Origin of the sequence: Humibacillus xanthopallidus, from assembly GCF_006717145.1 — a bacterium.
Lineage (GTDB): Bacteria > Actinomycetota > Actinomycetes > Actinomycetales > Dermatophilaceae > Humibacillus > Humibacillus xanthopallidus.
Map to the genome: position 1 here is coordinate 163,461 of NZ_VFQF01000003.1, position 14,444 is coordinate 177,904.

Annotated in this window: 15 protein-coding genes; 3 read left to right on the plus strand and 12 right to left on the minus strand. The window is 72.3% G+C overall.

Going from position 1 to position 14,444, the window contains the following annotated elements:
• Window positions 1-12: 12 nt before the first annotated feature.
• Together FHX52_RS18785 and FHX52_RS18790 are read left to right on the plus strand one after the other, a co-directional pair.
• Entirely contained in the window at window positions 13-1,104 is a 1,092-nt protein-coding gene (locus FHX52_RS18785; protein ID WP_221630663.1) for an SDR family oxidoreductase, read from the plus strand.
• Between the two features lie 48 nt (window positions 1,105-1,152).
• Window positions 1,153-3,207 (plus strand): dehydrogenase, encoded by a 2,055-nt coding sequence (locus tag FHX52_RS18790; RefSeq protein ID WP_141823917.1) that lies wholly within the window; start codon window positions 1,153-1,155, stop codon window positions 3,205-3,207.
• 32 nt (window positions 3,208-3,239) lie between these two features.
• Here the strand turns inward: FHX52_RS18790 and FHX52_RS18795 are convergent, their stop codons facing one another.
• Window positions 3,240-5,237 carry a heavy metal translocating P-type ATPase gene (locus FHX52_RS18795; protein WP_425460119.1) on the minus strand — a complete coding sequence of 666 codons (1,998 nt, stop codon included), beginning with the start codon at window positions 5,235-5,237 and terminating at the stop codon, window positions 3,240-3,242.
• A gap of 18 nt (window positions 5,238-5,255) precedes the next feature.
• On the opposite strand from FHX52_RS18795, the gene FHX52_RS24780 reads away from it, so the two are divergent.
• Window positions 5,256-5,429, plus strand: coding sequence for a hypothetical protein (locus FHX52_RS24780; RefSeq protein WP_425460120.1), 174 nt, complete (start codon window positions 5,256-5,258; stop codon window positions 5,427-5,429).
• 57 nt (window positions 5,430-5,486) lie between these two features.
• Here FHX52_RS24780 and FHX52_RS18800 read toward each other — a convergent pair whose 3' ends face one another.
• The 11 genes from FHX52_RS18800 to FHX52_RS18850 form a co-directional block, all read right to left on the minus strand.
• Window positions 5,487-6,473 (minus strand): phosphotransferase enzyme family protein, encoded by a 987-nt coding sequence (locus tag FHX52_RS18800; RefSeq protein WP_141823919.1) that lies wholly within the window; start codon window positions 6,471-6,473, stop codon window positions 5,487-5,489.
• Window positions 6,474-6,495: 22 nt separating this feature from the next.
• Entirely contained in the window at window positions 6,496-7,161 is a 666-nt protein-coding gene (locus tag FHX52_RS18805) for a hypothetical protein (protein WP_141823920.1), read from the minus strand.
• 64 nt (window positions 7,162-7,225) lie between these two features.
• The gene (locus FHX52_RS18810; RefSeq protein WP_141823921.1) at window positions 7,226-7,879 is read right to left on the minus strand and encodes a vWA domain-containing protein; all 654 of its coding nucleotides are present in this window, start codon (window positions 7,877-7,879) and stop codon (window positions 7,226-7,228) included.
• A gap of 16 nt (window positions 7,880-7,895) precedes the next feature.
• Window positions 7,896-8,306, minus strand: coding sequence for a hypothetical protein (locus FHX52_RS18815; protein WP_141823922.1), 411 nt, complete (start codon window positions 8,304-8,306; stop codon window positions 7,896-7,898).
• A gap of 177 nt (window positions 8,307-8,483) precedes the next feature.
• On the minus strand, window positions 8,484-9,368 hold the full coding sequence (locus tag FHX52_RS18820; RefSeq protein ID WP_141823923.1) for an anti-sigma factor: 885 nt from the start codon (window positions 9,366-9,368) through the stop codon (window positions 8,484-8,486).
• Window positions 9,365-9,964, minus strand: coding sequence for an ECF RNA polymerase sigma factor SigK (gene sigK, locus FHX52_RS18825; RefSeq protein ID WP_246070262.1), 600 nt, complete (start codon window positions 9,962-9,964; stop codon window positions 9,365-9,367). The genes FHX52_RS18820 and sigK overlap by 4 nt, the downstream gene beginning before the upstream one ends.
• Before the next feature lie 55 nt (window positions 9,965-10,019).
• A complete protein-coding gene (locus tag FHX52_RS18830) occupies window positions 10,020-10,688 on the minus strand; it encodes a fasciclin domain-containing protein (RefSeq protein WP_141823924.1) in 669 nt (222 codons plus the stop codon).
• Window positions 10,689-10,809: 121 nt separating this feature from the next.
• Window positions 10,810-12,333, minus strand: coding sequence for a molybdopterin-dependent oxidoreductase (locus FHX52_RS18835; RefSeq protein ID WP_141823925.1), 1,524 nt, complete (start codon window positions 12,331-12,333; stop codon window positions 10,810-10,812).
• Between the two features lie 146 nt (window positions 12,334-12,479).
• The gene (locus FHX52_RS18840) at window positions 12,480-12,941 is read right to left on the minus strand and encodes a hypothetical protein (protein WP_185747382.1); all 462 of its coding nucleotides are present in this window, start codon (window positions 12,939-12,941) and stop codon (window positions 12,480-12,482) included.
• A gap of 289 nt (window positions 12,942-13,230) precedes the next feature.
• Entirely contained in the window at window positions 13,231-13,674 is a 444-nt protein-coding gene (locus tag FHX52_RS18845; protein ID WP_141823927.1) for an SRPBCC family protein, read from the minus strand.
• Window positions 13,675-13,816: 142 nt separating this feature from the next.
• The gene (locus FHX52_RS18850) at window positions 13,817-14,335 is read right to left on the minus strand and encodes an META domain-containing protein (protein WP_141823928.1); all 519 of its coding nucleotides are present in this window, start codon (window positions 14,333-14,335) and stop codon (window positions 13,817-13,819) included.
• Between the last annotated feature and the right edge of the window lie 109 nt (window positions 14,336-14,444).

Here is a 14,444-nt window from a genome sequence, read left to right on the forward strand (position 1 = left end):
GAGGCGGTTCGCGTGGGTGCACTCCTCCTGACCGGGTTCCCCGGCTTCCTCGGCTCAGCCCTGCTGCCCCGGCTGCTCGCTCGACGCCAGGGCGACGACGCCTTCTGCCTCGTGCAGGACCGGCACCTCGACACGGCCCGTCGTCGCGTCGCGGAGATCGAGGCCGCCCACCCGCACACGGCCGGACGGGTGCGTCTCGTCAAGGGCGACATCACCGAGTCCGACCTCGGCATCGACCCCGCGCAGGCCGACGCTCTCGCCGACGTCGACGAGGTCTGGCACCTCGCCGCGGTCTACGACCTCGCCGTCGACGAGGGGCTGGCCCGGCGGGTCAACGTCGACGGCACGGCCCACGTGCTCGACTTCTGCGCCACCCGACCGGCACTGCAGCGACTGCACCACGTGAGCACCTGCTACGTCAGCGGGCGCTACGACGGCGAGTTCACCGAGGCGCACCTCGACGAGGGGCAGAGCTTCCTCAACCACTACGAGGCGACGAAGTTCGACGCCGAGGCCCTCGTCCGCCGAGCGATGGCGCACGGGCTGCCGGCGACCGTCTACCGTCCCGGCATCGTCGTGGGTGACTCGACGACCGGCGAGACGCAGAAGTACGACGGCCCCTACTTCCTGGCCGCCTTCCTGCGACGGCAGTACGGCATCGCCCTCGTGCCGGCAGTCGGTGACGTCGACCGGGTGCGGGTCTCGCTCGTGCCTCGCGACTTCGTCATCGAGGCGATGGACGTCCTCTCCGGCCTCGAGCGTTCGCTCGGCAGGACGTATGCGCTGACTGACCCTGCGCCGCCGACCGTCCGTGAGCTCGTCGACACCTTCGCGCGGCACCTCGGCCGGCGCGTCGTGTGGGCCCGCCTGCCCCTCGGGGTGACCCGGGCAGCCGTCGGCATCGTGCCGGGGGCCGAGCGCCTCCTCGGGCTGCCTGCCGAGGCCCTCGACTACTTCGCGTCGCCGACGACCTACTCGACCGGCAACACCCTCGCCGACCTCGAGGGCACCGGGCTGGTCTGCCCGCCCTTCGACTCCTACGCGGGCCGCCTCCTCGACTTCATGACCCACCACCCCGAGATCGATTCCGCCGCCATGGTCTGATCGCGGCCCCAGGGCCGGGCGACCGGCCCCTGACACCAAGGAGGCCTGATGGCACGCCAGGCACCGCTCGTCGTCGTCCACGTGAGCCTCACGGGTCCCGAGCGGGACTACGACGAGGAGGTGACCTTCCTCGACCGCCCCTTCCGGATCGTGCGGGTGGGCACGAGTGGCGACGTCGATGCCGCCGAGTCGCTCGTCGCGGCATGGTCCGAGCAGGCCGCGGCGATCGCCGTCACCGGCATCCACGAGGCGCGCGTGCTCGGTCTCTACGACGGCGACCCGCAGCTGCTCGAGAGGATCCGTCGGACAGTCACATCGGTTCCCGTCACCGATGGCGTCGCGCTGCGGAACGTGTTGCAGGAGTGGGCGATCCGACGTGTCCAGACGGAAATGCCCGGCTTCTTCAACAATGCGCGCACCGTGGTGCTCGGCGGGCTCAACCACGCCCGCTCGATCCGCATCCTGCGCGAGTTCACCCCCAACGTCGAGTCCGCCGATCCCGCGCTGCTCGACCTGCTCGAGCAGCTCGTGTCGCTCCCGGTGGTCGGCAAGGCGGCCGACCTCAGCCTCTGGCCGGTGCGACGGCTGCCCGACGAGGTGCAGTCGCTGCTGCGGGCGCCCGGCCCGGTCAGCCGGGCCTTCGCCCGACGGGCGGCCCGGGACTGCGACGTCGTCGTGGCCACCTATGACGAGCTCACGGGCTTCGGTCTCGAGGACCTCGCCGGCAAGACGGTCGTCACGTCGTCGATCTCTGACGAGCAGCTCGCCGAGCTCGGCAGCCGCGGCGTCGACCTCGTGATCGACGCCACGCCCCAGCCGTTCGAGGTCACGGTGGAGGCGGCGGCGCTCGAGGCGATGATGCTGGCGACCGTCGACCGGTCGGGGCGGCTCGCCGACGACGACCTGCTCGACCTCATCATCGCGGCCGGCCTCGAGGCGCGGCTGCTGTACCCCAACGGCCCGCGACGCAAGAGCCGCTTCGCCTTCGTCATCCACCCGCTGTCGCAGCAGTACTTCCGCCACGTCGAGCCGCTGGCCACGATCACGAAGGTGGCGCCCGGCCCGGTCATGGACGTCCTCGAGAAAGCGATGGCCTACACCCCGCCCTTCACCTACAGCCACGTGACCGGCATACGCTCGCCCACCGGCGCGGAGGCGGAGGGCTGGCTCATCACGGTGGGCGGCACGCCCAAGGAGCTGATGGCGCACAGCCCGGAGTTCACCTACTCGCGGCTGCTCGCGGCGGCCGAGACGGCCCGCAAGCTCGGGGCCCAGGTCATGGGCCTGGGGGCCTTCACAAAGGTCGTCGGTGACGCGGGCGTCACCGTCGCGAAGCGTGCGCCGCTGCCGATCACGACGGGCAACAGCTACAGCGCATCGGGGGCGCTCTGGGCGGCCCAGGACGCTCTGGAGCGGCTCGGGCTCGTCGAGGTCGACGAGGGTGGGCGGCTGAGGGGAACGGCGATGGTCGTGGGCGCCACCGGCGCGATCGGCTCGGTCTGCGCGCGCCTGCTCGCGCTCTCGAGCGACGAGCTCTGGCTGGTCTCGCCCGAGGCTGCGAAGCTGCTCGACCTCAAGCACGACATCGAGCGCGAGCACCCCCGAGCGACCGTGCATGTCGCGGCGACCCCTGACGGCCACCTCGGCGAGATGGACCTCATCGTCACCGCCACCTCGGGGGCGGGCAAGCGGGTCCTCGACATCATGGCGGTCAAGCCGGGCGCCGTGATCACCGACGTGGCCCGGCCCCTCGACCTCTCCGCGGCCGACGTGGCCAAGCGCCCCGACGTCCTCGTCGTGCAGTCGGGCGAGATCGAGCTACCGGGCGACGTCAGGATGCGCAACATCGGCCTGCCCGACGGCGTCGCGTATGCGTGCCTCGCCGAGACGGTCGTGCTCGCCCTCGAGGGCCGCTACGAGACCTTCACGGTCGGGCGCAACATCGAGTGGGCCAAGGTCAAGGAGATCTACAAGCTCGGGCGCAAGCACGGGATGAAGCTGGCGACGATCTCGGGCGTCAACGGGGTCTTCACCGACGACGACATCGCGCACATCCGCGAGCTGGCGCTCGTCGCCCGAGGTGACGCGCCCGCTCGACCCTGAGATCGAGGGCCCGCCACCCGGCCCCGGGCGACTCAACGACGGGTCGTCGCCATCTCGGACGCGTGGTCCCGGTCTGCCGACGGCCGCGCGGCCGGCCGCAGGTCGAGGCGACGCAGGAGCTGGGCGTTGAGCGCCACGACGATCGTCGAGACCGACATGAGCACGGCACCGACCGACATCGGCAGGACGAAGCCGACGGGGGCGAGCACCCCGGCCGCGAGCGGCACCGAGACGAGGTTGTAGCCGGCGGCCCACCAGAGGTTCTGCGCCATCTTGCGATAGCTCGCCGTCGACAGGTCGATGACCGAGACCACCGAGCGCGGGTCGTCGCTGGCGAGGATGACTCCCGCCGAGGCGATCGCGACGTCGGTGCCTGCCCCGATGGCGATGCCGACGTCGGCCTGGGCCAGGGCGGGCGCGTCGTTGACGCCGTCGCCGACCATGGCGACGCGCTTGCCCTCGGACTGGAGCTGCGCGACTGTGGCGGCCTTGTCCTCGGGCCGGACCCCGGCGAACCAGCGGCGCACGCCGACCTCCTCGGCCACCGACCGCGCGACCGCCTCGGCGTCGCCCGTGATCATGACGACCTCGACGCCACGCTCGTGGAGCGCAGTCACGGCCCCACGTGACTCGGGGCGTATGCCGTCCTCGAGCCGCAGTGCCCCGACGACCGCTCCGTCGCGCAGCACGTGGAGGATGATCGCGCCGTGGCTGCGCCACTGCTCGGCCACCGCCACCTCGGCCGCGCCGGCCTCCTCGAGCAGGCGCGGCCCACCGACGCGCACCTCGCGTCCGTCGACGGTGGCGGTGACGCCGACGGCGGGCGACGACGTGAAGCCGGTCGCCTCAGGCGCTGCGACGCCGCGCTCACGAGCTGCCCGGACGATTGCCTTCCCGAGCGGGTGCTCGCTGTCGGTCTCCGCAGCAGCGGCGATGGCCAGCACGCCCGACTCGTCGAGGTCTGCGGGGTCGACGGCCTCGATGCTCGTGAGGGTGGGCTCGCCGGTCGTCAGCGTGCCCGTCTTGTCGAAGAGGACGACATCGACGGTGCGCATGCTCTCGAGGGCCAGCCGGTCCTTAACGAGCACCCCGGCCGCGGCCGCGCGCTCGGTCGCGATGGAGACGACGAGCGGGATCGCGAGCCCCAGGGCGTGGGGGCAGGCGATGACGAGCACGGTGATGGTGCGGATGACGGCGTCGTCGGGGCTCCCGGCCACTGACCACACGACGGCCGTGACGACCGCGGCACCGAGGGCGAACCAGAAGAGCCACGCCGCGGCCCGGTCGGCGAGCCGTTGGGCTCGAGACGTCGAGCTCTGCGCCGCCGCGACGAGTCGCTGGATGCCGGCGAGGGCGGTCTCGTCACCGACGGCCGTGACCTCGAGGCGCAGGCCAGAGTCGGTGGCGACGGTCCCGGCGGTCACCCGGTCGCCGACGCCCCGAAGCACCGTGCGCGACTCGCCGGTCACCATCGACTCGTCCATCTCGGCGCGACCGTCGACGACGACTCCGTCAGCCGGCACGCTACCGCCCGGGCGCACGACGACGACGTCGCTCACGCGCAGGTCGGCCGGCGACACGCTGACGATCTCGCCGTCCTCGAGCCGCTCCGCCTCGTCGGGGAGCAGCGCCGCTAGGGAGTCGAGAGCTGAGGAGGTCTGCGCGAGCGAGCGCATCTCGAGCCAGTGCCCGAGCAGCATGATGACGATGAGTAGGGCGAGCTCCCACCAGAAGTCGAGCTGGTGGTCGAGCAGGCCGAGGGTGGCGCCCCACGACGCGACGAACGCGACCGTGATGGCGAGCCCGATGAGCAGCATCATGCCCGGGCGGCGCGAGCGGACCTCGCTGACCGCGCCGGTGAGGAAGGGCCGGCCACCCCACGCGTACATCACGGTGCCGAGCACGGGCGAGATCCACGACACCCAGCCGGTGTCGGGCACGGAGTAGCCCGCGACCATCGCGAACATCCCGGAGGTCGCGACGACCGGCACGGCGAGCAGGAGCATCAGCCAGAAGAGCCTGCGGAACATCGCGGCATGGTCGGCGCCGTGACCCTGGTGCCCGTCGTGGCCCCCATGTCCCTGGTGCCCTTGGTGCCCCTCGTGTCCGTCGTGGCCCTGGTGGCCGCCATGCGCCTCCTGCCCGTGGCGGCGGGTGTCGGCTGCGCGGTGGGCGGGCCCGGTGTCGGACGCCGGGTGGGCCTGGCCGGGGTGCTTCAGTGAGGTGTCCATGTGAGCGTCAACCCGCATACCCCCATGGGGTATTCCCGACGAGCGCGCTCAGGTCACCGCAGCGAGGATCCGGTCGATCCGGGCGAGCGTCACGGGGTCCTCGGGGATCTCGAGGAACCACGCGGCGAGCCGCTCGCGCTCCGCCGCGTCCGATGCACCCACCCAGCGCGAGCACGCGAGCTGGCCGATGTGCGCCTGCTCCGCGACGAGCATCGTGAAGTGACCCCGTCGCGTGACCCGCCCGGGCCCACCCCCGTCGAGGTATGCCGTGTGGATCGTCCGCGCCCGCGCGGGGTCGTCGTCACCGAACTCGAAGAGCACCATGGCGAGCTCCTGGCTCGGATCGGCCGGCCCGAGGTTCTCGAAGTCGATGACGCAGACGTCGCCGCCGGCAGTGCCGAGCACGTTGTCCGCCCAGAGGTCGCGGTGGCACACGATCGGAGACTCGTGCGGCTCCATCACCGACTCGACGGCGACGAGGTCGCCAAGCAGGCTCCCGAGCACGGCAGCGAAGGGTGCGCCCTCACGAGCCACCCTCTGCTGCAGGGAGACCCAGCTCGTCTCGCCGACACCCGTCGAGAACCAGTTGTCGACCGACCCACGAGAGCGGGTGCCCGCCCGGTGGAGCCCGGCGAGCATCGTGCCGACGGCGGCAGGGTCGAGCAGGCGCGTCCGGGGCCTGAGGTCGACCCACTCGAAGACGCGGATGGCCGTGCCCTCGTCGCCGCCGTTGCCGCCGTTGCCGCCGGCTCCGCCTCCACCGGGCAGGAGGGTCGCGACGGCGCCATCGGGGGTCCGGATGATCTCCGGGGTGGTCACCCCTTCGGCGCGGGCAGCCACCACGAGGTCGGTGTCCCGGGCCACCTCGGCGAGGTCGGGCTCGGCGAACCACTCCTTGACGGCATACGGCCCCCCGGGTGTGTCGAGCCGCCACACCTGGCCGAGCTGCCCCCGGGCCACCGGGCCCTCGAGCGTCGCGGGACGCTTCAGCCCGTAGGCGTCGGCGACCGCGTCGGCGTCAGCGGCGCTCAGCACGGGCGGCCGCCCAAAGCGGGGCTCACGGCAGGATGCGCCAGATCGCGACGGCGACGGTGACGAGCGCGAGGGCGCCCGACGCCCACCCGAGCAGGTCACGGCCTCGGGAGCCTCGGCCGAGCAGGAGGACGAGCGCAGCGAGCACGGAGATGACGGAGGCGACGATCGTCTCCTCGGGCCACCGGCCGACGCTCACGAGGAAGAGCGTCGAGATGGGGCCCTCGCGCACGAGCGTGCCGAGCAGCCGGACGAGGACCGTCACCCACCAGCCGACGGTGATCCAGAACAGGGCGGCGCCGATGTGGGCGAGCAGCGGGTCGGGAGGACTCTCGAACGACGGCGTGGCGGGCGGGGTCGAAACGGGCGCCGCGGGCGCAGCGGGCACCGGGCCACCTGCCCAGGGCGGCGGCGGCAGCGCGCGGGTCGGCTCGGACACGGGCAGGACCTGCGTCTGCTGGCGGTCGACGGCGGGCGGAGGATGGGGCACCGGCGGTGAGGTCGGCGGAGGGTAGGACAGCGGCGGGCCCGCTGCCGGTGGAGCCATCGACTGGGGAGCGCCCGACGGCGGGGCGGCCGTGGGGGGTGCAGGGCTCGAGACCGGCTGCGGCGCAGGCCTGCTCGGGATGGGCACGGTGAACCGCTCCTCGCCCGAGGTCGGGTCGGGGCGCAGGCCCCCGTCGTCGCTCATGGCGACAACGTACCCCCGCCCGGTGCCGGCGACACCGCAGTTGGGCGTGCGTCGTCGGGGCGCCCTAGTCCGCGGCGGCGTTGCGCTGCTCCTCGTCGAAGGCCATCTGGGCGGCGGCCTCGGCGGGCGTCGCGCCCGCCGCGACGGCGGAGCGGGTGCGGCCGATGTTGCGCGACGTCGCCGCCATGGCCGCAGCGACCTTGCCGCGGCTGTAGGTCATCGAATTGGCAGCTGCCACACCGATGCTCGCGCCGACCTCGATGGCGTCCTGGTCGGCTCCGAGGTAGAGGAACTGCCAGGCGTAGTCGCGGGTCTGGCGCTCGATGAGGGCCTTGACCTGCGGGTGGGTGAGCTCGCGAGAGGCGTTCTCGTGACCGTCGGTCATGATGCCGACGATGACGACGCCGGGGCGGCGCTCCTCCGGGAGCGCCGCGAGCCGGGCGCCGGCGTCGCCGATGAGCCGACCGATGGAGTCGAGCAGGGCCGTCGTGCCGCGGGGGTGCAGCTGCAGCGGCGGTACCTCGGCGACCGGGAGGTCGGCGTAGACCTGCTCGTAGGTGTCGTCGAACTGCGCCAGCGTGACCCGGCACTCGCCCGGCTGGGAACGCTGCTCGGCGATGAAGGCATCGAAGCCGCCCTCGGTGTCGTCCTTGATCGACTGCATCGAGCCGCTGCGGTCGAGCAGGAAGTAGAGGTGGGTGAGGGTGGAGTCGGTCATGGTGTGCCTCTCTCGCTCAGGTGGGCCGTCGGGCGCGGAAGCGCATCGGCGGGGGTGGCTCGGGCAGGTCGGTGCCGTCGCGGTGCCGGCCCTCCTCGAGGTCGTAGCGGGCGCGTTCGACGCCGGCCGCGGTCACGCGCCCCGTGTCCGAGCCGTATGCCGCGAGCAGCCTCGTGCGGGCGAGGCGGGGCCCCACGGCGTTCTCCGAGAGGCCGGCGAGGGCCCCGGTCATGCGGATCGAGCCGCCCTCGGTGACGAGGACCGCGGCCATGGCCTCGTCGATGGCGACGGTGAGGTGCTGCTGGGCCTCGCGCAGCAGTGGCAGCGCCGCGGCGGGCGCAGCAGGGTCGGCTGCCGAGAGCGCTGCCGTCGCCGCCGCGATGGCGGCGTCGATGGTCTGCTGCGTGCTCTCGTGCGGATCGCCCATGCCGTCAATCGTGCCGCACTAACTGCGGCGACGCAATACCCGCGCTCCATCACCCTGTCGAGTGCCCATGACCCGACACCATCCGGCGTCGGGAAGTGGGCACTCGACGGGAAGGTCGGGCGGTCGCGGGCGCCAGCTGGGGAAGCCGGGAGTGCGCCCGTGACCGCCCGACGACTGTCAGGCGAAGGAGAAGAACGCGATCGGGTTGGACGTCGGCTGCTCGGAACCTCCGGCCGGCTCGACCGTGATGCCGGCCGCCTGGGCGTCGGCCGCGTCGCCCTGGAGCACGACCGTCTGGTCACCGGCCGCGGCCATGAGGCCGGCTGACGTGAAGTGACCGGACTTGTCTTGCAGCCATAGCTGGTAGACCTTGCCCGCCGGGGCGCTCGGCAGGTCGGACGTGATGACGACCGCCTTGCCCAGCGAGGGCGACCGGACGACGGTGGCCGTGCCACCGCCGGGCAGCGCGACGTTCGACGAGGTCTTGGCGTCGGGCGCGGAGCGCACCTGCTCGGCGACGGTGGGGGCCGTCGTCGAGCCGCCGTCGGTGGAACGCCAGACCGCGAAGCCGCCGATGGCGAGGATGGCTGCGGTGGCCGCCGCGACGAGCCAGCGCAGCGGGCCGCTTCGGCGGGTCTCGGCGTGGCGACCTCCTCGACGTGCCGCGAGCTCGTCGGGCGCCGTCTCCGGCGCCGCGGGCGTGCTCCCGACCGCGGGAGCGGTCGTCTCGAGGGGCAGCGGCGCAGCGGGCTCCGGCTCCGGGGCTGCCGCGGGGGCAGGGGCCGGGGCGCTGTGGGCGACGTCCACCGGCTGTGCGTTGCCCGCCACGATGGGCGGCAGCGGACGGACGGTCGTGATGCCCTGGAGCACCTTGGCCCGCAGGGCCGGCGGCGGTGTCATGTCGCTGAGCGACGAGAGGGCGGTCGCTGCCGCGACGAGGCTCGCCACCTCGGCCTGGCAGGCGGAGCAGCCGGCGAGGTGCCGCTCGAACTGTGCCCGCTCGCTGTCGTCGAGGGCGTCAACGGCGTATGCGCCGGAGAGCGCGTGGATGTCGTCGCTCATGAGGTCACCCCCAACGTGTCTCGAAGTCTGATGAGTCCGTCTCGGATGCGGGTCTTCGCCGTGCCGAGGGGGAGGTCGAGCATCGTTGCCACCTCCGTGTGCGTGTATCCCGAGAGGTAGGCGAGCTCGAGGGCCTGTCGCTGTGCGTCGGTCAGGGTCGCGAGGGCCCGATGAACCCGCTCCGCATCCAGCCGTTCGACGACGGCCTCCGACGTGGAGTCGTGGGTGACGTCCTGGTTGCTCGTGCCGTAGCTGTCGTCGCGCTGGCGGGAGGCCTCCGCCGAGCGCACCCGGTCGACGGCCTTGCGGTGCGCAATGGTGAGCATCCACGACAGCGCGCTGCCGCGGGCCGGGTCGAAGCGGGCGCTCTGCCGCCAGATGTCGAGGAAGACCTCCTGGGTGACCTCCTCGGACTGGGCCGGGTCGCGCACCACGCGGCGGACCATCCCGTAGAGCCGGGACGAGACCGCGTCGTAGAGCTGGGCGAAGGCCTCTTCGTCACCCGCAGCCGACCGCCGCAGCAGCCGCTCCAGGTCGATGCGGGCGGTCCCCTCCGGCGAGGTGTCGCCGGAGGGGACCACCGAGAACCGTGACATGGGATCCATTGTGTCGCCCAAGCCGTCAGTCTGCGTCAGTGAGGGTGCTCGTCGCTCAGGGCATCAGCACGGAGTCGACGATGTAGACCGTCGCGTTGGCCGTGGGCACGTTGCCGCAGATGACCTTGGCGTCCATCTTGCCCACCGTGAAGTTCTCACCCGAGCCCTTGACCGTGATCGTCGTGCCGGCGAGCGTCTTGTGGTCGCCCGCGAGCTGGTCCGGCGAGAGCTTGCCGGCCACGACGTGGTTCGTGAGGATCTTGGTGAGGGTCGGCTTGTCGGCGAGCACCTTCTTGAGGTCGGCAGCCGGGATCTTGGCGAACGCGTCGTTGGTCGGTGCGAAGACCGTGATCTCCGGCGCCGAGTTCAGGGTGTCGACGAGCCCGGCCTCCTTGACGGCGGTGACGAGGGTCGAGAGCAGCGGGTTGTTGCTCGCGGCGGTCGCGACCGGGTCGGTGGCCATGCCGGTGAACGAGCCCTTGCCGTCCTTCGGCACCGCCGCGCAGCCCTCACCGAAGACCGCCGAGGCGGCGTCCATCGACTCCGACGTCGTCATGCTGTCGGAGGGCGTGGAGCTCGTCATCGAGTCGGAGCTCGTGGCCATCGGGGTCGAGCCGGCGGCAGGGGTGGTCGTCGAGCTGGTGGAGCTGCCGCACGCGGCGAGGCTCAGGGGCAGGGCGATCGCGAGGGCGACGAAGGTGGTGCGCGTCTTCATGCTCTTCATGTCAGTCACTCCTTGTGTGTGTGGCTGTGTGGCTCTGTGGTGCACGGTCATCGGTGGTTCGAAGCCGCGCGGGAAACCGGATTGGATTGGGGGACAGGTTTTTTCGCGGAAGAGGCGTTCATCACTCGACGGTGACGACGACCTCCTGGATGCCGCTCGACCCGCTCGGGAAGGGGGTGGCGCGCTCGGTCAGCTGTGGTCGTCCGGACCGGTCGACGGCGCGGACCGCGATGCGGTGCAGGCCCGGCTTCGCATCCCACGGGAGGTACCACTGTCGCCAGTAGTCGATGCCCACGTCAGGCCCGAGCTCGGTCTGCTGCCAGTCGCCGTCGTCGACGCGGACCTCGACCTTGCCGACACCCCGGTGCTGCGCCCAGGCCACTCCGCCGATGGCGGTCCTGCCTGCGGGGATGGTCGACAGGGGTCGGGGCGTGTCGACCCTGGCACTCGTTTTGATGGGCGCGTCGGTCGCCCACTGGCGTTGGGTCCAGTAGGCCTGCTCGGCGGCATACGTCGTGAGGGTGAGCTTGGTCAGCCACTTCGTGGCGCCGACGAAGCCGTAGAGGCCGGGCGTGATGAGGCGGGCCGGGTAGCCGTGGGCTTCGGGCAGCTGCGTGCCGTTCATGCCGATGGCGACCATCGCGTCACGGCCGTCGCGCACGACGTCGAGCGGCGTGCTGATGGTGAAGCCGTCCACCGCCGTGCTCAGCACCTGGTCGGGAGGGCCCGTGATGCCGGCCCGGTCGAGCACGTCGCTGAGGCGGACGCCGAGCCACCGCGCGGCCCCGACGTAGCCGCCGCCCACCTCGTTGGAGACACAGGTCATCGTGATGTCCCGCTCGATGAGCGGCATCGCTGCGAGCTCGTCGAAGGTGAGGCTGAAGGGCCGCTCGACCATGCCGTCGACCTCGAGCGTCCAGCGGTCGACGTCGACGCGCGGCACGGCGAGGTTGGTGTCGACGCGGTAGAAGGTGTCGTTCGGGGTGCGCAGCGGCGTGATGCCCGGCACCTTGGCCTCGAGCCCCGCGGGGAAGGCGGGCGCGGGGTCCGACGGCCGGGGCAGGACGAGCCGCTTGGCCGCCTGGGCGCCTGCGCGCAGCTGACCACCCGCGGCGGCGAGGACCGACAACGTGGCGACACCGAGGGCGCCGCCGAGGAACTCGCGCCGCGCCGTGCCCTCGCGGGTGGGCCGTGCCGAGACGTGCTCGCCGTCGGGATCTGTCGCGAGGGCGAGCCCGGTCAGCCACCAGAGGGCCGTGAGCCCGACGAGAAGGGTGACGAGCGACGGCAGGAGGTCGACGACGGCGAAGGCCGGTCGCAGCACGGCGGCGGCCGCGGTGAGCAGGACGAGCAGCCCGAGCAGGCCGGTCGCGACACCGCGCCGGCGGCGTGCGAGCAGCCCGATGAGCCCGGCCGCCACGAGGGTGACGAGCACGACCGAGCCGAGCAGGATCGGCTTGTCGGCCGTGCCGAAGTGGGCCACCGCCCACTCCTTGACCGGCGTCGGCGTGAGGTCGATGACGGTCGAGCCGATCGTGAGCACGGGAGAGGTCGCCGGGTCGACGAAACCGGCCACGAGGTGTCCGGCGGCGATCCCGGCGATGGCGGCCAGGATGCCGCTGAGGGCGAGTCGGAGGCGGGTCATGCCCGGGGGTTCGTCACCCCGCCGCCGCCCGGATTGTTTTCGCCCTGACTCGCGAACACACCGAGCAGTCGCCAAACCCGCGAGGTGTGCCACGCAGAGTTGTCGACTGCTCGGTGTGTTCGCCGCCCGACGTTCGCCGCCCGACGTCAGGTCGTCGGCGTGGCCGTCGAGGTCGGGGTCGGGCCCGGGGGTGTCGTTGACGTCGAGGTCGACGTCGAGCTCGGCGTGGGTGCCGGCGGGGCGGAGGCGGTCGCGCTCGTCATCCACGCGACGCCGAGAAGGATGACGACGCCGCTGACGAGCACGAGGGCGGCGCCGCGCAGCTTGCCCAGCGCCTCGATGATCTTCGACGGGTCGGGGATCTCCCGCTCACCCTCGCCCCCCTCCTGGGTGGCGAACCGTCCCCGCCACTCGGTCGCCGCCATCCAGACGCCGATGAGCGTCACGGCGACGCCGACGACCGTCACCGGACCGATGACCCGCGCGGCGATGAGCGCCCGGCCGTCGAGCTTCGCCGTCTGGGTGGCGTCGAGCCCGAGGTCACCGGCGAAGAGCTGTGACACGAAGACGAAGGCCACGAGGAGCACCCCGAGCACGATGGCAGCCACGATGGCAAAACCGTTGTGCCAGATGGACGCTGGCTCCGAAGGGGCAGTCGGGGGCGCGGCCGGTGGTGCCGCTGGGGGCGCTGCCGGAGGGGCAGCCGGTGGTGCTGCTGGAGGGGCAGCCGGTGGCCCGGCGGGGGGTGCCGCTGGGTCTCCCTGCCCGCCGGCGCCCTGGCCCACTCGGAAGATGGCTCGCTCGCCCTCCACGGAGTCGTCGCTCATCCGCCCATCGTGACAGCGCCGCAGTGGCGAGCGGGCCGTTTCGGACGAAACGCCCGCCGGCGCCGGGCCGTCAGCCGCGGCGCAACAGCTCGACGAGGGCCTTGCCGTATGCCGTCCGCGCCACTCGGGCGACCACCGGGTCGGCCACTCGGGGCACCCCGCGCACGCTGATCTGCTGGACCCAGTCGACCGTCGAGCCCGAGGTCGTGGGAGTCACCCGGAAGTCGATCGTGCCGCGGATCAGCTTGCCCTCCTTGTGGATTCGCGCCTGCGCACCTGACCCTTGGGCCGGCTGCTCGATCGAGTCGACGACCATGATGTCGTCGAAGCCGAGCGGACCGAGCGCGGTGCGGGCGACGAAGCGCGAGCCCGGAACGAGCGATGCGGCCTCGAACTGGTCGCCGGTCACCGTCGTCAGCGGGATGACCTCGCTGTGCGCGCGCAGGTCGAGCACCCGCCGCCACGCCTCTGCGGGCGGCAGGTCTGTCTCGAGGTGCACGTCGAAGGCCGCCATGGCCTCATCATGCCGGTCAGCCCGTCGCTCGTCAGGGGCAGCCCTGCCACCCCTGCCGCCACGACAGCCCCGTCAGCGCCATCAGCGCCGACTGCCCGTCAGCGCCATCAGCGCCATCAGCGCCGTCAGTGCAGCACCCGTGCTACTTCTTCGCCGTGAGCGTCATCCCGGTCGTCGAGTCGCCCAGCGTGAGGGTGTCGCCGTCGAGCTTGAGCGCCGGCGAGGAGGTGAGGAACGAGCTGACCCACTGGTCCTGCTTCATCAGCTCGTCGCTGCACGCCATCATCGTCGAGGCCAGCGGGCCGGGGACGACGAGCTTGCCGGTGTCCCAGGTCGCCGCGCCGTTCATCGTGTTGCAGCCGGCGTTGGCGGAGATGCGCCCGTCAGCGAAGGCGAGCGTGACCGTGCTGCCGGCCACGAGCTCGTGCCCCGTCACCTGCGTCGAGGTGTAGGACTTGCCGTTGAGGTCGGGACTCGAGCTGCTGCCGCAGGCGCCGAGCGACAGCAGGGCGCCCACCGCAACCACGGCGGTCAGGGCAGTCACGGCCCCGCCGCGCCGATGCGAGCCGCGTCGCAGCACGCCGCTCCAGCGGGCCGGGGGACGCGTCGAACCGGTCGACGGCGTCTGGGTGACGGGGGTCGGGCGCGTGCTCGGCGTCATCGTGCTCTCCTCATCGGTTGCTCGGACCCTAGCGGCGCACGCGGGGCGCTGGCAGCAGATTCGACGGAACCGAATCCGGCACGTCCTGAACGCCGTTGGGGCCATCGCG

Coding starts and splice junctions, on each gene's coding strand:
- FHX52_RS18815 (WP_141823922.1), bottom strand. CDS start 8,306: ATGGGCGATCCGCACGAGAGCACGCAGCAGACCATCGACGCCGCCATC.
- FHX52_RS18810 (WP_141823921.1), bottom strand. CDS start 7,879: ATGACCGACTCCACCCTCACCCACCTCTACTTCCTGCTCGACCGCAGC.
- FHX52_RS18820 (WP_141823923.1), bottom strand. CDS start 9,368: ATGAGCGACGACATCCACGCGCTCTCCGGCGCATACGCCGTTGACGCC.
- FHX52_RS18805 (WP_141823920.1), bottom strand. CDS start 7,161: ATGAGCGACGACGGGGGCCTGCGCCCCGACCCGACCTCGGGCGAGGAG.
- FHX52_RS18850 (WP_141823928.1), bottom strand. CDS start 14,335: ATGACGCCGAGCACGCGCCCGACCCCCGTCACCCAGACGCCGTCGACC.
- FHX52_RS18830 (WP_141823924.1), bottom strand. CDS start 10,688: ATGAAGAGCATGAAGACGCGCACCACCTTCGTCGCCCTCGCGATCGCC.
- FHX52_RS18795 (WP_425460119.1), bottom strand. CDS start 5,237: ATGTTCCGCAGGCTCTTCTGGCTGATGCTCCTGCTCGCCGTGCCGGTC.
- sigK (WP_246070262.1), bottom strand. CDS start 9,964: ATGTCACGGTTCTCGGTGGTCCCCTCCGGCGACACCTCGCCGGAGGGG.
- FHX52_RS18845 (WP_141823927.1), bottom strand. CDS start 13,674: ATGGCGGCCTTCGACGTGCACCTCGAGACAGACCTGCCGCCCGCAGAG.
- FHX52_RS18835 (WP_141823925.1), bottom strand. CDS start 12,333: ATGACCCGCCTCCGACTCGCCCTCAGCGGCATCCTGGCCGCCATCGCC.
- FHX52_RS18790 (WP_141823917.1), top strand. CDS start 1,153: ATGGCACGCCAGGCACCGCTCGTCGTCGTCCACGTGAGCCTCACGGGT.